The organism is Pseudomonas sp. ANT_J12 (assembly GCF_008370045.1).
In the GTDB taxonomy this organism is placed as follows: domain Bacteria; phylum Pseudomonadota; class Gammaproteobacteria; order Pseudomonadales; family Pseudomonadaceae; genus Aquipseudomonas.
The window spans coordinates 1-17,498 of record NZ_VOBN01000028.1 but is presented as its reverse complement, the minus strand read 5'-3'; the positions used below and the strand labels follow the sequence as shown (position 1 = coordinate 17,498).

Annotated in this window: 19 protein-coding genes; 6 read left to right on the top strand and 13 right to left on the bottom strand. The window is 59.1% G+C overall.

The annotated features are described in order from the left end of the window. Positions 1 to 23: 23 nt before the first annotated feature. Both FQ192_RS30690 and FQ192_RS30685 read right to left on the bottom strand, forming a co-directional pair. Positions 24 to 248: a DUF1161 domain-containing protein gene (locus FQ192_RS30690; protein ID WP_149661936.1), complete on the bottom strand. Its 225-nt coding sequence runs from the start codon at positions 246 to 248 to the stop codon at positions 24 to 26. Between the two features lie 122 nt (positions 249 to 370). Further along, the gene (locus tag FQ192_RS30685; RefSeq protein WP_054047931.1) at positions 371 to 586 is read right to left on the bottom strand and encodes a dodecin; all 216 of its coding nucleotides are present in this window, start codon (positions 584 to 586) and stop codon (positions 371 to 373) included. 156 nt (positions 587 to 742) lie between these two features. Here FQ192_RS30685 and FQ192_RS30680 point away from each other — a divergent pair, with 156 nt between their 5' ends. Beyond that, entirely contained in the window at positions 743 to 1,069 is a 327-nt protein-coding gene (locus FQ192_RS30680; protein ID WP_008027738.1) for a YqjD family protein, read from the top strand. On the opposite strand, the gene FQ192_RS30675 is transcribed toward FQ192_RS30680, so the two are convergent. Continuing rightward, entirely contained in the window at positions 1,066 to 1,959 is an 894-nt protein-coding gene (locus FQ192_RS30675) for a LysR family transcriptional regulator (protein WP_149661889.1), read from the bottom strand. The genes FQ192_RS30680 and FQ192_RS30675 overlap by 4 nt on opposite strands. Positions 1,960 to 2,071: 112 nt before the next feature. Between FQ192_RS30675 and trpB the strand changes: the two genes are divergently transcribed. From trpB to FQ192_RS30660, 3 genes are all read left to right on the top strand, one after another. Next, positions 2,072 to 3,292 (top strand): tryptophan synthase subunit beta, encoded by a 1,221-nt coding sequence (trpB, locus tag FQ192_RS30670; protein WP_149661888.1) that lies wholly within the window; start codon positions 2,072 to 2,074, stop codon positions 3,290 to 3,292. Continuing rightward, positions 3,292 to 4,104 (top strand): tryptophan synthase subunit alpha, encoded by an 813-nt coding sequence (trpA, locus tag FQ192_RS30665; protein ID WP_123408454.1) that lies wholly within the window; start codon positions 3,292 to 3,294, stop codon positions 4,102 to 4,104. The genes trpB and trpA overlap by 1 nt, the downstream gene beginning before the upstream one ends. Before the next feature lie 121 nt (positions 4,105 to 4,225). Then, a complete protein-coding gene (locus tag FQ192_RS30660; protein ID WP_149661887.1) occupies positions 4,226 to 4,696 on the top strand; it encodes an anti-virulence regulator CigR family protein in 471 nt (156 codons plus the stop codon). Positions 4,697 to 4,808: 112 nt separating this feature from the next. Here the strand turns inward: FQ192_RS30660 and FQ192_RS30655 are convergent, their stop codons facing one another. The 10 genes from FQ192_RS30655 to FQ192_RS30610 all read right to left on the bottom strand — a co-directional run bounded on the left by FQ192_RS30655 (position 4,809) and on the right by FQ192_RS30610 (position 14,609). Next, positions 4,809 to 6,770, bottom strand: a complete 1,962-nt coding sequence (locus FQ192_RS30655) for a DUF4105 domain-containing protein (protein ID WP_149661886.1) — start codon at positions 6,768 to 6,770, stop codon at positions 4,809 to 4,811. Beyond that, positions 6,767 to 7,087, bottom strand: a complete 321-nt coding sequence (locus tag FQ192_RS30650) for a DUF2388 domain-containing protein (RefSeq protein WP_149661885.1) — start codon at positions 7,085 to 7,087, stop codon at positions 6,767 to 6,769. Before FQ192_RS30650 ends, FQ192_RS30655 begins: the two co-directional genes overlap by 4 nt. A 27-nt stretch (positions 7,088 to 7,114) precedes the next feature. Further along, a complete protein-coding gene (locus FQ192_RS30645) occupies positions 7,115 to 7,432 on the bottom strand; it encodes a DUF2388 domain-containing protein (protein WP_149661884.1) in 318 nt (105 codons plus the stop codon). A gap of 107 nt (positions 7,433 to 7,539) precedes the next feature. Continuing rightward, positions 7,540 to 7,857, bottom strand: a complete 318-nt coding sequence (locus FQ192_RS30640) for a DUF2388 domain-containing protein (RefSeq protein WP_149661883.1) — start codon at positions 7,855 to 7,857, stop codon at positions 7,540 to 7,542. 312 nt (positions 7,858 to 8,169) lie between these two features. Then, positions 8,170 to 8,385 carry a DUF1127 domain-containing protein gene (locus FQ192_RS30635; RefSeq protein WP_030129620.1) on the bottom strand — a complete coding sequence of 72 codons (216 nt, stop codon included), beginning with the start codon at positions 8,383 to 8,385 and terminating at the stop codon, positions 8,170 to 8,172. Between the two features lie 319 nt (positions 8,386 to 8,704). Further along, positions 8,705 to 10,198, bottom strand: a complete 1,494-nt coding sequence (locus FQ192_RS30630) for an acetyl-CoA hydrolase/transferase family protein (RefSeq protein ID WP_149661882.1) — start codon at positions 10,196 to 10,198, stop codon at positions 8,705 to 8,707. Positions 10,199 to 10,377: 179 nt separating this feature from the next. Next, on the bottom strand, positions 10,378 to 11,814 hold the full coding sequence (locus tag FQ192_RS30625; protein WP_149661881.1) for an NAD(P)(+) transhydrogenase (Re/Si-specific) subunit beta: 1,437 nt from the start codon (positions 11,812 to 11,814) through the stop codon (positions 10,378 to 10,380). Continuing rightward, positions 11,814 to 12,137: an NAD(P) transhydrogenase subunit alpha gene (locus FQ192_RS30620; RefSeq protein WP_007947884.1), complete on the bottom strand. Its 324-nt coding sequence runs from the start codon at positions 12,135 to 12,137 to the stop codon at positions 11,814 to 11,816. Before FQ192_RS30620 ends, FQ192_RS30625 begins: the two co-directional genes overlap by 1 nt. Before the next feature lie 15 nt (positions 12,138 to 12,152). Continuing rightward, positions 12,153 to 13,274, bottom strand: a complete 1,122-nt coding sequence (locus FQ192_RS30615) for a Re/Si-specific NAD(P)(+) transhydrogenase subunit alpha (protein ID WP_149661880.1) — start codon at positions 13,272 to 13,274, stop codon at positions 12,153 to 12,155. 435 nt (positions 13,275 to 13,709) lie between these two features. Next, complete coding sequence (locus FQ192_RS30610) at positions 13,710 to 14,609, bottom strand: LysR family transcriptional regulator (protein WP_149661879.1); 900 nt, start codon at positions 14,607 to 14,609, stop codon at positions 13,710 to 13,712. A gap of 157 nt (positions 14,610 to 14,766) precedes the next feature. Between FQ192_RS30610 and FQ192_RS30605 the strand changes: the two genes are divergently transcribed. Both FQ192_RS30605 and FQ192_RS30600 read left to right on the top strand, forming a co-directional pair. After that, positions 14,767 to 15,948: an acyl-CoA dehydrogenase gene (locus tag FQ192_RS30605; protein ID WP_133835126.1), complete on the top strand. Its 1,182-nt coding sequence runs from the start codon at positions 14,767 to 14,769 to the stop codon at positions 15,946 to 15,948. Between the two features lie 13 nt (positions 15,949 to 15,961). Beyond that, the gene (locus tag FQ192_RS30600) at positions 15,962 to 17,182 is read left to right on the top strand and encodes a CaiB/BaiF CoA-transferase family protein (RefSeq protein WP_149661878.1); all 1,221 of its coding nucleotides are present in this window, start codon (positions 15,962 to 15,964) and stop codon (positions 17,180 to 17,182) included. The last annotated feature ends 316 nt before the right edge of the window (positions 17,183 to 17,498 follow it).

Sequence of the window (17,498 nt, the reverse complement as noted above, 5' to 3'; positions counted from 1 at the left end):
GGCTTTTTCATTTTTGAAGGAAATCAGCCACGCTTGTAAACGATTTCCTTGGAGCCTTTTTCGCACGTGCCGACGACTTTTCCGTTGGCAGCGGCGCCTTTATCGACGATTTCCAGTGTGTAATTCGACGCGCCTTTGGCATCGATTTTCGCTGCGATTTCGGCTTTGAGCTCTTCGCACGACTTGCCGTCAGCAAAGGCTGTTCCTGCAAGGCTCAACAAACCTACTGCCAAAATAAACTTCTTCATCGGTTGCATTCCCTGGTCGGATCAATAGGGGCCCCCGGCATTCAGCCAGGTGCACACATGTAGCGCTTTGCCATTCCCTATGGCACTCGGCCAGCGCGCAAGTTCAGAAGACTAGCTCAAACTCAGCTGCTGGCAATCCGGAACCCGACTTTCAACGTCACCTGGAAGTGCGCAGCCTTGCCGTCCTTGATGTGCCCGCGGGTTTCGGTCACTTCGAACCATTCCAGATGCTTGAGGCTTTTGCTGGCTTCGGCCAGCGCGTTGTTGATCGCATCTTCGATGCTGGTAGGGGACGAGCCGACCAGCTCGACTTTTTTGTAGGTGTGATGGTCAGTCATGGCGTTCTCCTTGGGTATGAAATACAGCCTAGCAGTGATTTTTCGTATTACTTCTGTCGGCCATTCCCAAAGCAAAGTTCAGATTTACTGCACTTTCTCAAACCCCTGAAGTCCCAACCAACACACGCTACTCATCACCAATGAAGGAGAGCCACCATGGCCAACACCTCTTTACGTAAAGCCTCATTGCAAAGCATGGAAGCCGAGATCGAGAGTCTTCTCAAGTCGCTGGAAAACCTGAAGGACGACGCCTCGGACGAGTCGCGTAAAACCCTCAAGGCGTTGAAAGCCAATGCCGAGAGCGCGCTGAAACATTCGCGTCATCTGCTCAGCGATGCTTATGAAGAAGTCAAAGTGAAAACCCGCGAAACCGGGATCGCCACTCGAGACTACGCCCAGGAACACCCTTGGACGACAGCCGGTGTCGCGGTTGGCGCACTGGGTTTGCTCGCGGCTTACCTGTTGTGCAAACGCGGCGACTAATCCGCTTGGCGCAGCTCGTTCTTGAGCCACTGCGCCAGTTGCCGAGCGCGCCCATCCGCGGCGCGCTTGGGTAGCCAAAGCGCCAGTTGCGCCGGGGTTTCACAAAAACCCCATGGCGCAACCAGGCGACCGGCCTTCAAATCCTCGGCCACCAGTGGTTCAGGGGCAATCGCCACACCCAACCCTGCCACCGCCGCTTCCAGCAAATAATACAAATGCTCGAAACCCTGCCCGAACTTCAACGCCTTGGCGTCGAGGCCGCTTTGTTGTGCCCAGCTCGGCCAAGCCTGAGGGCGCGATGTGGTGTGCAACAGCGGCTCGGTCATCAGCGCACTGGCTGGCGCCTGTTGTAGCCGTTCGTAACCGGCGAAGCGAGGGCTCATGACCGGGCCGATGCGTTCACTGGCCAGTTCGTAGACCTGCATGTCCGCCGGCCAGGGAGGCTCGGCAAATACCAGCAAGGCGTCCAGCCCCGGCCGCCGAGGGTCAAGATCGCCTTCCCCGGCCGACAGGTGCAGGCGCAGGTCCGGCAAGTCCGCATTCAATCGTCCCAGGCGCGGAATGAACCAGCGCGCGAGCAAACTCCCGGAGCAGCCAAGCACGAACGGTGCATCGGCGGTGCTTTGGGTCAATTCGGCACATACGGTGCGCAAGCGCTCGAACGCTTCAGTGCTGGCATCGCGCAAACGAATGCCGGCATCTGTGAGTTTAAGGCCGCGCCCGTCCTTGATGAACAGGCTGACGCCCAAGTGTTCTTCCAGCACCTTCAGTTGCCGGCTGACCGCGCCATGGGTGACGTGCAGCTGTTCGGCAGCCTGGCTGACGCTGTTCAGGCGGGCAGTGGCTTCGAAGGCCCGAAGGGCGTTCAGCGGAGGGAGGTCGTGGCTCATGGGATCTGTGAGTTTTCCTGACAGGTTGCGGCGATCTTATCGGTTTTCAGGCCGGGACGTCAGGGGTAGAGTGAGCGTCATTGTCATCACACGAATCCCACTGGAGCGACCCATGACCCAGACTAATCTGCGCAACGGCCCCGACGCCAACGGCCTGTTTGGCTCGTTCGGCGGCCGTTACGTCGCCGAAACCCTGATGCCGTTGATCCTCGACCTGGCCCGTGAATACGAACTGGCCAAGGAAGATCCTGCCTTCAAAGAAGAATTGGCCTACTTCCAGCGCGACTATGTCGGACGTCCAAGTCCTCTCTATTACGCTGAACGCCTGACCGAGTTCTGCGGCGGCGCGAAGATTTACCTCAAGCGCGAAGAGCTGAACCACACCGGCGCGCACAAGATCAACAACTGCATCGGCCAGATCCTGCTGGCGCGGCGCATGGGCAAGAAACGCATCATCGCCGAGACCGGCGCCGGCATGCACGGCGTGGCGACCGCCACCGTGGCCGCGCGTTTTGGCCTGGATTGCGTGATCTACATGGGCACCACTGACATCGAACGTCAGCAAGCCAACGTGTTCCGCATGAAGCTGCTGGGCGCCGAAGTGATCCCGGTCGTGGCCGGCACCGGCACCCTGAAAGATGCAATGAACGAAGCCCTGCGAGACTGGGTGACCAACGTCGACAGCACCTTCTATCTGATCGGCACTGTTGCGGGTCCACACCCTTACCCGGCGATGGTTCGTGACTTCCAGTCGGTGATCGGCAAAGAAACCCGTACTCAGTTGCAAGACCAGGAAGGCCGCCTGCCAGACAGTCTGGTGGCGTGCATCGGCGGTGGTTCCAATGCCATGGGCCTGTTCCACCCGTTCCTGGATGACAAGAGCGTCGAGATCATCGGCGTTGAAGCCGCCGGCTACGGTATCGAAACCGGCAAACACGCGGCCAGCCTGAACGGCGGCGTACCGGGCGTGCTGCACGGCAATCGCACCTTCCTGTTGCAGGACGACGACGGTCAGATCATCGACGCCCACTCGATCTCCGCCGGCCTCGACTATCCGGGTATCGGCCCTGAACACGCCTGGTTGCATGACATCGGCCGCGTCCAGTACACCTCGGTGACCGACGACGAAGCCCTCGACGCGTTCCACAAATGCTGCCGCCTGGAAGGGATTATTCCTGCGCTGGAAAGCGCCCATGCCCTGGCCGAAGTGTTCAAGCGCGCACCGAAGCTGCCGAAGGATCACCTGATGGTGGTCAACCTGTCCGGCCGTGGCGACAAAGACATGCAAACCGTGATGCACCATATGGAACAATCGAAGCAGGAGAAACACTGATGAGCCGCCTGCAAACGCGTTTTGCTGAACTTAAAGAACAGAACCGCGCTGCGCTGGTGACCTTCGTCACCGCCGGCGATCCGAGCTACGACACCTCGCTGGCGATCCTCAAAGGCTTGCCGGGCGCTGGTGCCGACGTAATCGAATTGGGCATGCCCTTCACCGACCCGATGGCCGACGGCCCGGCAATCCAGTTGGCCAACATCCGCGCCTTGGGCGCCAAGCAGAACCTGGCGAAAACCCTGCAAATGGTTCGCGAGTTCCGTGAAGGCAACACCGAGACGCCGCTGGTGCTGATGGGTTATTTCAACCCGATTCACATGTATGGCGTGCCGCGTTTCATCGCGGATGCCAAAGAGGCTGGTGTCGATGGTTTGATCGTGGTCGATCTGCCGCCGGAACATAACGGTGAGCTGTGTGACCCGGCCCAGGCTGCGGGCCTGGACTTCATCCGTTTGACTACGCCGACCACCGATGATGTGCGCCTGCCGACCGTGCTGAACGGCAGCTCCGGCTTTGTCTATTACGTGTCGGTTGCGGGTGTGACCGGTGCGGGTGCGGCAACGTTGGAGCACGTCGAGGAAGCGGTGGCGCGTCTGCGTCGTCATACCGACCTGCCGATCAGCATCGGTTTCGGTATCCGTACACCGGAGCAGGCAGCGGCTATCGCTCGTCTGGCGGATGGTGTGGTGGTGGGTTCGGCGCTGATCGATCACATCGCCAATGCCTCGACGCCGGACCAGGCCATCGACGGCGTGCTGAGCCTTTGTGCGGCGTTGTCCGAGGGCGTGCGTAAGGCCCGGGTCAGCTGAAGGTAAAGTTCTTGATACAGAGGAATTAGCGCCTCGCCGCACACACTAATCAGCAAGACCGAGGGATTCAGAACATCGTTCTGAATCCCTTTTTGCTGTATGTGCAGTGAGGAACCCCCCGATGAAAATGCCGAAACGTCTGATTGCCAGCCTGGGCGTACTGATGCTCAGTGCGACCCCGTTGCTGCACGCCAGCGCCGACCAGCGCGACGATCACGACCACGGCGGCCCGCAGCAGGGCCAGTACGATAACCGCGGCAACGATCATGGTGATAATCGTGGCAATGATCACCGTGGCCCGCAGGACAACCATCGTGGCGGCCCTCCGCCACGGGACTTTGGCCCGGTGCGTCAGAGCATTCACGATAATCACGGTTATTTCGTGCGCGGTGCGCCGCCACCTCCGGGTATTCGCCTGGAACGTGGTCGGCCGTTGCCTCATGGCTATTACGGTGAGCGCCTGGATAATCGCGCGTTGTCGCACCTGCCGTATTACCAGGGCTACGAATGGCGTCGTGCCGGTGGCGACATTGTGTTGATCGCGGTGGGGACAGGGATTGTTTATGAGATTCTGGATAACGTGTTGAATTAAGGGCGTGTTCGGCACAGCGCATTGCGCGTTGTGCCGCAAAAAAGATCGCAGCCTTCGGCGGCTCCTACGCACCTGTGGGCGCTGCCGAAGGCTGCGATCTTTTGCTTTTCTATCAGGGCAGCTCCAACCCGCCCGCCGCCTTGTGCAACGCCCGCAAATGCTCGCCAACCTGCTTCAGGTTGGCTTCATTGGCCGCAATCTCCGCCGCACGGCTCGGTTCCAGCAATGCCCGCACTTCCTTGTCCAGATCCCCGGTCAGCGATTGCAGCTGTTTCTGGCGCAGGCTGCTTTCCGCCTCCAGTCGCGCCGACTCGCTTGGCTGGGGCAAACCATATCCGCCGGAGCCGAGCAATTCGGCGGGGCGACTGAGGAAGCCGCTGTTGGCGAGAATCTGCTGCAAGGTTGCGTTGGCCTTGTCCATGCCGCCGTTCTTCAGTTCGCGAGCCCCCAGATAGCGCTGCTTCACTTCATCCTGAGCCAACTGGAGCTGGCGACGGAAACTGGCCTGCTCCAGCAACAGCAACGCCGCACTGGTGCGCAGGTCCGCCTGGTCGATCCATTGCCGACGCTCTTCAGCGCTCAATGACAGCCAGTCTTCGACGGTGGTCTGTTTGATCGGCAAGTGCTTCTTCAGCACTTCGAACATCGCTTGATAACGATCGCGGAAGGAGTCGAAGCGATAGCCCAGGCGCAAGGCCTCGCGTGGGTCGTCGAGTACGCTGGTGTCCGCCAGTCCGCGACCCTTGAGCACTTCCAGCAAGCCGTTGGGCATGATGCTGTCCAGACCCGTCAGTTGCGCGTTGTTGCTGCCGCTGCGCAGCAGTTTCAGGCTTTCCACCGCGCAGTTGTTGGACAGGAAGAAGTAGTTGCCGTCGTAGCTCCAGTGCATCTCCGCCGCGTGTTCCACCACTTCCTCGATCTCGGTGCGCGACAGGTTCAATGGCACCGAAGCGAGGCTGCGCAGTTCGGTCTTGGTGTATTCATCGATGACTTGGGCCAGGGGCAAGACAAACAGGCGCGACGGGTATTTGCCGACCAGGCCGTCCCAACTCGACAGCTGCACGTCACCGACGAAAGCGCGGTAGGACAGCACCAGGTGCTGATCCAGGTCGAGTCGGCAATCCGGCCCGCGTGGACGGCCCGGCGCGCAGATCACCAGGCGCAGCATGCTGTGGCCCCAGCGGCTGACCCAGTTCTGGTTGGCTTCGGCCAGCAGATAGTCCACGGCGTAAACCCGTTCCGGGTCGACCTGACCCAGCGGCGTTTTGGCGAAGTCGTTGCCGGCATTCAGGAAGGCGAAGGTTTTGGCGCAAGTGTCCTTGGCGGCAGGCGCCCAGCCGAAATGTTCCTTGTAGTAGCGGTACAGCGCGGGACGACGGCAGGCATAGCTTGGGTCGAGGAGGAAATACTCCATGTTGACCGCCACGAACTCCTTGGGATTGGTCGTCTCGTAGAGGTCCGGGCTGCGGGCGACTTGCCGGTTGTGCGCTTCGCGTTCGCCACGACGGCCGACGTATTGCGGCCAGCCGGCCAGGTCCAGCAGTCGTGGGTCATCACTGAGGGTAAAGCGGCGTGCTGTCTGGCCGCGGCATTGATCGGGAATGCCGATCAGCCCTGAGCTGCTGTTGCGTCGATTGCAACGCTGGATCAGCGTGCGCTCGGCGTCTGGCCACAGGCGCGCGCGGTCATAAATATGGGTGAGTTCGTGCAGGACCGTGGCGAGCATTTCCCGGCGCACGGTGCCGTGGGGGCGATACGTCTTTTTTGTCGCGGCGCTGCCGTCGGTGAGGCTGGCGAGCAGATTGCGATTCAGATCGAGCTCGGACACCAGGGACGCCTGGCCGTAGGCGTTACTGGGCATGTCGTCGGTCCAGCCGACATCGATGCGCCGATCCAGTTGCTCGACGAAACGCGGCGGCAGCGCCTGCATGGCTTCATCAAGCAGCGCCTGGCTGGCCTGCACTTGCGCGGGGCTCAGACCGTCGGTCTTGAGGCGTAGTTGCAGGCTGGCCTGGGCGGTGTTGCCGAGCAGCAACACCATCCCGGCCAGCAGCCAGACGCTAAGCGACCTCACAGTGCGAGGATGGCTTCGGCGAGAACCTGGTCACTGGCATCGCGGGCTTCCGGCACGCGGGTGCGCAAGGTGTTGAAGGCCGCTTCCAGGTGGGCGCCACGAATATCACCATCGCTGGCGATGAAACTGGCCGCATCGTCATGAGCTTCGCGGACGATTTTCGAATCGCGAATGGACGTGGTGGTATCGGACGTGAAGTCGAGTGTGCGCTGGGTGGCGCGAATGAGGATATTACTGGTGGCAACCAGGGTGTGTGCCTGGGCCACGTCGGCCAACAACAGCAGGCCAAGGGTGGCAGCAATCAGCGGACTACGCATGGAACGACTCCGGAGGAACGATGATAACTATTGGACGAGAATTGCCTGTGCCAGTTCAAGGTCGCTGGCATGAAGTTTTGGCTGGGTCCGACGCAGGTAAACCAGGGCGGATTCCAGTTGCGCTCCTCGCAGTTGGCCGTCACTGGCGATGAAAGCCGCGGCGTCATCCTGAGCGGCGATCAGCAGTTTATGGTCGAAGGGCGCGGAGGTCACCATGCTTGTGGCGTAGCCACTGACGACAGTGCCTTGTGTAGACAGGTTGAAGGCATCGAAGGCATGGGCCGAGCCCGACCAGGAGGCCGCAATAATCACTTGCGTGAGTAACAGATTTGAAAGAAACCGCATGGGACTCGATAGCTGAAAGCGAGTCCCAAGGCTAGCGCAATGCCCGGACTAGAGCCAGCGCCGAAACATCGGGACACGATGGGCGTGCCCCGTCGTTCAGCTGACGTTCAGATCGCCAGGATGGCTTGGGCAATCTGTGCATCAGTAGCGTTCAACTGAGGCAATTGGCGGTGAATCTCATCGATTGCACTTTCCAGTTTCACACCACGAATGTCACCGTTGCTGGCGACAAAGCTGGCGGCGTCATCACGAGCAGCACGTACGATTTTGTTATCGCGCAGTGAAGAAGAGGCGTCGGAGGTCGCATCGGAACTGGATTTGAGGGCGCCGACTACAGCGTCGGTGGTCACGATAAAACTGGAGGCGTGGGCATTGGCAGCCACGGCGAGCAGGGCTGCGGCGCTCAGCAGACGAAGACGGGACATGGGGTAGCTCCTTTGGATAAACCGATTGAGAGGTGGCGCAGTGTCTGGTTGATCAGACGCCTGTTGGGAAGCGTTCGCCACGTTCTGATTGGATATTAGGCCGGTGAGGATGAATTCGAATAGCCCATCTAGATGAAACGGCCGCTCCTATGAAGGTGTACTGCTGCATTTTCGTAATTTTAAAACTGTACCTGTATGGCTTTTTCCGGGTCCTGAAACGACAAAACCCGTCGTGGTTTCCCACGACGGGTCTTGTTTGTTCAATTCGGGTGCTGGCGGTGGACCCTACAGGTCAGGGCCAGCGACGCTAACTTAGCGCCAGAACGGCTTGCTCAGCTCTTCGTAGCGTTGTGCTTCGCTAATCCCGGCATCAGCCAGCAGACGCGAATCCAGACGAGCCAGTTGATGGCGGCTGGTAATGCGGCGCTGCCACAACATCAGGTTGGCGATAACGCGAAGAGGCATGGAAGCCTGGGTTTTTGCAGCAGTGTCTTCGAAGAACAGTTCGGAACTGAGTGTACGTTCCATGGTTAGCATCCTTCCGCTTGTGGCGGGATTAGGTAGTGGTTTAACTGATGCCAATGATCCTCTCGTTTGGCCAGACTCCCTAGATACAGTTCACTTGTATTGTGAGAGACCAGTTAACTGTTTACAGGGGGTGTACTGGTCGAAATTGAGGCAACTGTACCTGTCGGCACTAATAAGGTGCATTTTCCACCGAGGCGTTAGGAAATGTAGGCAAAAGCCGTAGGAAACGACCAGTACAGCAGTACAGTTTTTGACAGAAGAATGTGTTGCATGTAGCAGCTGACGCAACTGTGTGTGCGTCAGCTGTGTTTTTGTTCAATCAGGCCTTAAGCATCCGCCCGGTTTCTTCCAGGTTGATGTGCCAACTCAGGGCATCGCGCAGGATGTGCGGGGTGTGGCCACCGATTGCACAGGCCGCCGTGAAGTAGTCATTCAGGGCTTCGCGATAGTCCGGGTGCACGCAGTTGTCGATGACCACCCGAGCCCGCTCCCGTGGCGCCAGGCCACGCAGGTCGGCCAGGCCGATCTCGGTCACCAGGATGTCGACGTCATGTTCTGTATGGTCAACGTGACTGACCATCGGCACCACGCTGGAAATCGCGCCACCCTTGGCGATCGACTTGGTGACAAAGATCGACAGGTGCGCGTTGCGCGCGAAGTCCCCCGAACCACCGATGCCATTCATCATCCGCGTGCCGCAGACGTGGGTGGAATTGACGTTGCCGTACAGGTCGAATTCCAGCGCCGTGTTGACGGCGATGATACCCAGGCGCCGAACCACTTCCGGGTGGTTGGAGATTTCCTGAGGACGCAGCACCAGCTTGTCCTTGTAATGCTCCAGGTTGCCGAACACATCGGTATTGCGTCGTGCCGACAACGTGATCGAACTGCCCGATGCAAAGCTCAGTTTGCCGGCGTCGATCAGGTCGAAGGTCGAATCCTGCAACACTTCGGAGTACATGGTCAGGTCTTCGAATGGCGAGTCGATCAAGCCGCACATCACCGAGTTGGCGATGGTGCCGATCCCGGCCTGCAGCGGACCGAGCTTGTTGGTCATGCGCCCGGCCGCGACTTCCTGCTTGAAGAAGTCGATCAGGTGATCGGCGATGGCCTGGGTGTCGGCGTCCGGCGGCAGCACAGTGGAAGGCGAGTCGGATTGGTTGGTGATCACGATTGCCACGATCTTGTCCGCAGGGATCGGGATTGCAGTGCTGCCAATCCGGTCATCGACCTTCACCAGTGGAATCGGCGTACGGGTCGGGCGGTAGGTCGGGATATAGATGTCGTGCAAACCCTCCAGATTCGGGTTGTGCGCCATGTTGATCTCGACAATCACGTGCTTGGCGAAGATCGCGAAGCTGGCCGAGTTGCCCACCGACGTGGTCGGCACGATATGGCCCTGCTCGGTGATCGCCACGGCTTCAATCACCGCGATGTCCGGCCGCCTGAGTTGCTGGTTGCGCAGCATCTCGACGGTTTCCGACAGATGCTGGTCAATGAACATGACTTCGCCGGCGTTGATCGCCTTTCGCAGGGTGCTGTCTACCTGGAACGGCATGCGCCGCGACAGGACGCCAGCTTCGGTCAGTTGTTTATCGAGGTCGTTGCCCAGGCTCGCGCCGGTCATCAGGGTGATTTTCAGCGGGGTGATTTTGGCGCGTTCGGCCAGTGCGTGGGGCACCGCCTTGGCTTCACCGGCGCGGGTGAAACCGCTCATGCCGACGGTCATGCCGTCCTCAATCAGAGCGGCAGCGTCAGCGGCGCTCATCACCTTATCCAACAACGAAGGCAAGCGAATACGATCACGGTACATGGATTGTTATCTCGGGCAACGAAAGCAAGGTACGCAGTCTAGTGATTTGAAAAACATCCGTCCCGCTACCATGGTCGAATGCCAAGCCCTGATTTAGAGCCTTTGGTCGGGTTTCACGGGAATAAAAAAACCCCAGCCTACTAAAGGCTGAGGTTTTGGGTATTGCGTTGGAGCAGGTTTTACTCGACAGCTTTAACCATGTCTTCGATGACTTTCTTGGCGTCGCCAAAAACCATCATGGTTTTGTCGAGGTAGAACAGTTCGTTGTCCAGACCGGCATAACCGCTGGCCATCGAGCGCTTGTTGACGATGATGGTCTTGGCCTTGAACGCTTCGAGAATCGGCATGCCGGCAATCGGCGATTTCGGATCGTTCTTGGCGGCCGGGTTGACCACGTCGTTGGCGCCCAGCACCAGCACCACGTCGGCCTGACCGAACTCGGAGTTGATGTCTTCCATCTCGAACACCTGGTCGTAAGGCACTTCGGCCTCGGCCAGCAATACGTTCATGTGGCCAGGCATCCGACCGGCCACCGGGTGGATCGCGTACTTCACGGTCACGCCGCGGTGGGTCAGCTTCTCGGTCAGCTCTTTGAGCGCGTGTTGCGCCCGTGCTACCGCCAGGCCGTAGCCTGGAACGATGATCACGGTGTCGGCGTTGGTCAGCAGGAAGGTCGCATCGTCAGCCGAACCGGATTTCACCGGACGCGCTTCTTTCGAACCTGCCGGACCCGCTGCGTCCGCGGTGTTGCCGAAACCGCCGAGCAACACATTAAAGAAGGAGCGGTTCATCGCCTTGCACATGATGTAGGAGAGGATCGCACCCGACGAACCCACCAGCGAACCGGCGATGATCAGCATCGAGTTGTTCAGCGAGAAGCCGATACCCGCCGCTGCCCAGCCGGAATAGCTGTTGAGCATCGAGACAACCACCGGCATGTCCGCGCCGCCGATCGGGATGATGATCAGCACACCCAGCACGAAGGCCAGGGCCAGCATCAGTGCGAAAGCGTTGAGGTTGCCGGTCAGCATGAAGGTGACGCCCAGTGCCAGCGTTGCCAGGCCCAGCACCAGGTTTAGTTTGTGCTGGCCACCGAACTGTACCGGTGCGCCTTGGAACAGGCGGAACTTGTACTTGCCCGACAGCTTGCCGAAGGCGATTACCGAACCGGAGAAAGTGATGGCACCGATGGCCGCGCCGAGGAACAGCTCCAGGCGGTTACCGGCAGGAATCGCATCACCCAGTTGCTTGACGATGCCCAGCGACTGCGGCTCAACCACGGCAGCAATGGCAATGAACACCGCCGCCATACCGATCATGCTGTGCATGAAGGCGACCAGTTCCGGCATCTTGGTCATTTCGACGCGCTTGGCCATGATCGAGCCAGCGGTGCTGCCGACCAGCAGGCCAACGATGACGTAACCGATGCCGGCAGTGGCCAGCTCAGCGCCCAGCTTATAGATGAGGCCGACAGTAGTGAGGATCGCCAGCGCCATGCCGAGCATGCCGTAGACGTTGCCGCGCCGCGACGTGGTCGGGTGCGACAGGCCCTTGAGGGCCTGGATGAAGCAGATCGACGCGATCAAGTAGAGCGTCGTGACAAGGTTCATGCTCATTACTTGGGCGCCTCTTCTTTTACGACTTTCGGGGCTTTTTTCTTGAACATCTCAAGCATCCTGCGGGTGACCAGGAAGCCACCGAACACGTTTACCGCTGCCAGGGCCACGGCGAGGGTGCCCATGGTCTTGCCCAGTGGTGTCACGGTCAAAGCCGCTGCCAGCATGGCGCCGACGATGACGATCGCGGAAATGGCGTTGGTCACCGCCATCAATGGCGTGTGCAGTGCAGGTGTAACGTTCCAGACCACGTGATAACCGACATAAATCGCCAGCACGAAGATGATCAGGTTGTAGATACCGGGGGAGATAAGCTCTTCCATCGTCTGAATCCCTGCTTAGGCGTTTTTGCGGATGACTTGGCCGTCGCGGCACATCAGGCACGCGGCGACGATGTCGTCTTCGAGGTTCACTTCGAACTGGCCTTCTTTGTTGAAGACCAGCTTCAGGAAGTCCAGCAGGTTGCGGGCGTACAGCGCCGAAGCGTCTGCCGCGACTTCACCAGCCAGGTTGGTCGGGCCGCAAATGGTCACGCCATTTTCGACAACCACTTGATCGGCCACGGTCAGCGGGCAGTTGCCGCCCTGGGCGGCGGCGAGGTCGATGACCACCGAGCCTGGCTTCATCTGCGCCACGGTTTCCGCGCTCAACAGTGTCGGTGCCTTACGGCCCGGGATCAGTGCGGTGGTGATGACGATGTCGGCTTGTTTGGCGCGTTCGTGCACGGCCAGGGCCTGGCGTTGCATCCAGCTCGCGGGCATGGGCCGCGCGTAGCCGCCGACACCGACAGCGCATTCGCGCTCTTCGTCAGTCTCGTAAGGCACGTCGACGAACTTGGCGCCGAGGGATTCGATTTGCTCTTTTACCGCCGGACGTACGTCAGACGCTTCGATCACTGCGCCCAGGCGTTTCGCCGTGGCGATCGCCTGCAAGCCCGCCACGCCAGCGCCGAGAATCAGCACGCGCGCCGCTTTCACGGTACCCGCAGCGGTCATCAGCATCGGCATGAAGCGTGGGTAATAGTGAGCGGCGAGCAGCACGGCTTTATAGCCGGCAATGTTCGCTTGCGAGGAGAGCACATCCAGGCTTTGAGCGCGGGAGGTACGCGGAGCTGCTTCCAGTGCGAACGCGGTAATGCCGCACTCGGCCAGTTTGGCGATGGTTTCATTGCTGAACGGATTGAGCATCCCCACCACAACGGTGCCGCTTTTAATCAGCGCCAGCTCGCTGTCGCTGGGGGCGACCACCTTGAGAATCAGCTCGGCACCAAACGCATCGTTGGCGCTGCCAATGGTCGCGCCTGCCGCTTCATAAGCACTGTCGACAACGCTGGCTTTGACGCCGGCGCCGCTTTGTACAGTGACCTTATGACCCTGGCCGATCAACTTTTTGATGGTTTCCGGGGTTGCAGCAACCCGTGTTTCACCCGTCTGGGTTTCGAGAGGAACACCAATGTGCACGTCAAATCTCCTGCGTGATCTTATTGAGTAAACCCAGGCACTTCGGATGGTGCGGCTGGGGCGGCCGATCAGCACGATCCCGCCAAATCAGGGCGGGGCGCGGCATTTTGCAGGCGAACTTTGTGCCCTTCAAGGGATTATGACGGGTGACGGAAAATTAACTACAAGTCACCCCGTGACCGAATGTCGCAACCAACCTGTTCAATCCCTTGCAGGCCGTGCCTTGTAAGGAGTCTGGTCGAAATTGAAGAATTTCCACATCGGCGCGGTGAATGAGTGGTCATTGCTTCGAAATAGAGGCTCAAGGCCACGTCTTCCGGCACTTGTGGGACGTTTGTACTGCTTGTCGGTACAGTCTATGGATATGCGACAAATACTTATATCTGTAGTGTTTTTAAATTACTGACTACGAGGTCAGTTAATCATCTCTGACCTTTATCCTTCTAGGCTGTAGCTGTGTGCCTGGTTTACCAGCCAGTCGCGAAAAGCCCTTAAAGATGCCGATTCGACCTTCCGCTCAGGAATCATCAGGTAATACGCCTTGATGCTCGATAGCGCCTGCGGATTGGCAATCACCAGGCGCTTCTCCGCCAATTCACGCTGGATCAGAAACGGCGGAATCAGTGCGATCCCCATGTCGTGCATGGCTGCCTGGGCGAGCATGGAGAATAGCTCGTAACGCGGGCCTGTCATGTCACGGGGGATATTCAGGTTCTGAAAGTTGAACCATTGGCGCCAGGCATAGGGGCGGGTGGTTTGCTGCAACAAGGGTAATTCCGCGATTTCAGTGGCTGTCAGATTTGTCTTATTGCCCAGTAGGGCGGGGCTGCACACCGGCATCGGGTTTTCTCCCATCAGTCTGTGGGATTCGGTACCGGACCAGTCCGCATCGCCGAAATAGATCGCCGCATCGAATTCGGTGTCGGCAAACAGAAAGGGGCGGGTGCGGTTGGTGAGGTTGACGGTCACCTCGGGGTGCTTGTGCTGAAAATCTTTGAGTCGCGGCAGCAGCCATTGGGTGCCGAAGGTCGGCACCACCGCGAGTTCGATCACGTTGGCGCCTTGCTGGCCCATCACTGACAACGTGTCCCGCTCAACCGCATCGAGTTGCGTGGCCACCCGACGGCTGTAGGAAAGTCCGGCTTCGGTCAGCTTCACTCCGCGCCGGGAGCGTCGGAACAGTTCGACGCTGAGGAACTCCTCCAGGCTGGCGATCTGTCGGCAAATCGCTCCTTGGGTGAGGGAAAGTTCCTGTGCAGCCTTGGTAAAGCTCTCATGGCGCGCTGCCGCTTCGAAGCTGATCAGGGCGGTGGTGCTGGGGATTTTCCTGCGCATGTACGTGAACCTCACTAATACATCGCATTAATGACCTTGCGCGATGCTTCGGAGTGAGAAATTAGCACAACAGTATGCGAAATCCTCGTTTGCCGTGACGCCGAACGGGGCCTAGGATCAGTTCACGTTATTTGACCCGATTCGAGAGGACACACTCATGGGCGGTAAAGCTAGCTTCAACTGGATCGATCCCCTGCTGCTGGATCAACAGCTCACCGAAGAAGAGCGCATGATTCGCGACACCGCCGAGCAGTTCGCTCAGCAGAAACTCGCGCCGCGTGTTCTGGAAGCTTTCCGCCATGAGAAGACCGACATCGCGATCTTCCGTGAGATGGGCGACGTGGGTTTGTTGGGCGCGACCATTCCTGAGGAATACGGTGGCAGCGGCCTGAACTACGTCAGCTACGGCCTGATCGCCCGTGAGGTCGAGCGCGTCGACTCCGGCTATCGGTCGATGATGAGCGTGCAATCTTCGCTGGTGATGGTGCCGATCAATGAGTTCGGTACTGAAGCGCAAAAGCAGAAGTACCTGCCGAAACTCGCTTCGGGCGAGTGGATCGGTTGCTTCGGTCTGACAGAGCCGAACCACGGTTCCGACCCGGGCGCGATGATTACTCGTGCACGAAAAGTGGAAGGCGGCTACAGCCTGACCGGCAGCAAGATGTGGATCACCAACAGCCCGATCGCCGATGTGTTCGTGGTCTGGGGCAAGGACGACGCCGGCGACATCCGTGGCTTCGTACTGGAGAAGGGCTGGAAAGGCCTGAGCGCTCCGGCGATTCACGGCAAGGTTGGCCTGCGTGCGTCGATCACGGGCGAAATCGTCATGGACAATGTGTTTGTCCCTGAAGAAAACATCTTCCCGGATGTCCGTGGCCTGAAAGGTCCGTTTACCTGCCTCAACTCCGCACGTTACGGCATCTCCTGGGGCGCGCTGGGCGCCGCCGAGTTCTGCTGGCACACCGCGCGTCAATACACCCTGGATCGTCAGCAGTTCGGTCGCCCATTGGCCGCCACTCAGTTGATCCAGAAGAAGTTGGCCGATATGCAGACTGAAATCACCATGGCGCTGCAAGGCTGCCTGCGTCTGGGTCGCATGAAGGATGAAGGCACGGCTGCGGTCGAGATCACTTCGATGATGAAGCGCAACTCCTGCGGCAAGTCCCTGGACATCGCGCGCATGGCTCGCGACATGTTGGGCGGCAACGGCATCTCCGATGAATTCGGGGTGGCTCGCCACCTGGTCAACCTGGAAGTGGTGAATACCTACGAAGGTACGCATGACGTGCACGCGCTGATCCTGGGTCGCGCGCAGACCGGCATCCAGGCGTTCTATTAATAGGAGAACGGCAATGGGCGCGCTTTCGCATTTACGGGTACTGGATTTATCGCGGGTGCTGGCCGGGCCTTGGTCCGGGCAGATCCTGGCGGACCTTGGCGCTGAGGTGATCAAGGTCGAGCGCCCGGGCAATGGCGACGACACGCGCGCCTGGGGACCTCCGTTCCTGAAAGACGCCTATGGCGAGAACACCAGCGAGGCCGCTTATTACTTGTCGGCCAATCGCAACAAGCAATCGGTGACCATCGACTTCACTCGGCCTGAAGGCCAGAGGCTGGTGCGCGAGCTGGCAGAGAAGTCGGATATTTTGATTGAGAACTTCAAGGTGGGCGGTCTGGCGGCTTATGGGCTGGACTATGAATCGCTCAAGGCGATCAACCCGAATCTGATTTATTGCTCGATCACCGGGTTTGGTCAGACCGGGCCCTACGCCAAGCGTGCGGGCTATGACTTCATGATCCAGGGGTTGGGTGGCTTGATGAGCCTGACGGGGCGGCCTGAAGGTGATGAGGGTGCCGGGCCGGTGAAAGTCGGTGTAGCGCTGACGGACATTCTGACCGGGCTCTATTCGACGGTGGCGATATTGGCGGCGCTGGCGCATCGGGATCATGACGGTGGCGGTCAGCACATTGATATGGCATTGCTGGATGTGCAGGTGGCATGCCTGGCTAACCAGGCGATGAACTACCTGACTACCGGCAATGCGCCGAAGCGCTTGGGGAATGCGCACCCAAACATCGTGCCTTATCAGGACTTTCCTACGGCGGATGGCGATTTCATCCTCACCGTGGGTAACGACGGGCAATTCCGCAAGTTTGCCGAGGTGGCGGGGCAGCCGCAGTGGGCGGATGATCCGCGTTTTGCTACCAACAAGCTGCGGGTGGCCAATCGGGCGGTGCTGATTCCGCTGATTCGTCAGGCGACAGTATTCAAGACGACGGCTGAGTGGGTGTTGCAGCTGGAGCAGGCTGGCGTGCCGTGCGGGCCGATCAATGATTTGGCGCAGGTGTTTGCTGATCCGCAGGTTAAAGCGCGTGGGTTGGCTATTGAACTGCCTCATGTGCTGGCCGGGATGGTGCCCCAGGTGGCGAGTCCGATTCGTCTGTCCGAGACGCCTGTGGAGTACCGCAGTGCGCCTCCGCTATTAGGGGAGCATACGCTGGAGGTTCTGCAGCGGGTATTGGGTTTGAGCGCTGGTGCTGTGGCTGCTCTCAAGCAAGAAGGAGTGCTCTGAAGGTTTCTTCTATATAGAGGGAGCGGTTTTGCTCTTCTATATATAGCGCGAGCGGGGTGTTTTCCGGCTTTCTGCAAGTTATTGATAGAAAAGCCAAATCAGTGCTTGACGGCAGATTCTGGAAGTCTATAATTCGCCCCACTTCCGGCGCAGTCGAAACGGAAAACTCCTTGGTAAACAAAGAGTTATGCAGTTTTCGACAGCGAGTTGCTTCAGGTCATCGAAGCCCAGAAGGAGTTGATAAGGCAGTGTGTTGTCGCCTTGTTAACGGTTCGATCTTCTCGGTCGAAAGCGGAATTAAAGAGGTGTTGACAGC

Coding starts and splice junctions, on each gene's coding strand:
- FQ192_RS30690 (WP_149661936.1), bottom strand. CDS start 248: ATGAAGAAGTTTATTTTGGCAGTAGGTTTGTTGAGCCTTGCAGGAACA.
- FQ192_RS30660 (WP_149661887.1), top strand. CDS start 4,226: ATGAAAATGCCGAAACGTCTGATTGCCAGCCTGGGCGTACTGATGCTC.
- FQ192_RS30600 (WP_149661878.1), top strand. CDS start 15,962: ATGGGCGCGCTTTCGCATTTACGGGTACTGGATTTATCGCGGGTGCTG.
- FQ192_RS30680 (WP_008027738.1), top strand. CDS start 743: ATGGCCAACACCTCTTTACGTAAAGCCTCATTGCAAAGCATGGAAGCC.
- FQ192_RS30650 (WP_149661885.1), bottom strand. CDS start 7,087: ATGCGTAGTCCGCTGATTGCTGCCACCCTTGGCCTGCTGTTGTTGGCC.
- FQ192_RS30610 (WP_149661879.1), bottom strand. CDS start 14,609: ATGCGCAGGAAAATCCCCAGCACCACCGCCCTGATCAGCTTCGAAGCG.
- FQ192_RS30625 (WP_149661881.1), bottom strand. CDS start 11,814: ATGAGCATGAACCTTGTCACGACGCTCTACTTGATCGCGTCGATCTGC.
- FQ192_RS30685 (WP_054047931.1), bottom strand. CDS start 586: ATGACTGACCATCACACCTACAAAAAAGTCGAGCTGGTCGGCTCGTCC.
- FQ192_RS30605 (WP_133835126.1), top strand. CDS start 14,767: ATGGGCGGTAAAGCTAGCTTCAACTGGATCGATCCCCTGCTGCTGGAT.
- FQ192_RS30645 (WP_149661884.1), bottom strand. CDS start 7,432: ATGCGGTTTCTTTCAAATCTGTTACTCACGCAAGTGATTATTGCGGCC.
- FQ192_RS30675 (WP_149661889.1), bottom strand. CDS start 1,959: ATGAGCCACGACCTCCCTCCGCTGAACGCCCTTCGGGCCTTCGAAGCC.
- FQ192_RS30635 (WP_030129620.1), bottom strand. CDS start 8,385: ATGGAACGTACACTCAGTTCCGAACTGTTCTTCGAAGACACTGCTGCA.
- FQ192_RS30630 (WP_149661882.1), bottom strand. CDS start 10,198: ATGTACCGTGATCGTATTCGCTTGCCTTCGTTGTTGGATAAGGTGATG.
- FQ192_RS30640 (WP_149661883.1), bottom strand. CDS start 7,857: ATGTCCCGTCTTCGTCTGCTGAGCGCCGCAGCCCTGCTCGCCGTGGCT.
- FQ192_RS30620 (WP_007947884.1), bottom strand. CDS start 12,137: ATGGAAGAGCTTATCTCCCCCGGTATCTACAACCTGATCATCTTCGTG.
- trpA (WP_123408454.1), top strand. CDS start 3,292: ATGAGCCGCCTGCAAACGCGTTTTGCTGAACTTAAAGAACAGAACCGC.
- trpB (WP_149661888.1), top strand. CDS start 2,072: ATGACCCAGACTAATCTGCGCAACGGCCCCGACGCCAACGGCCTGTTT.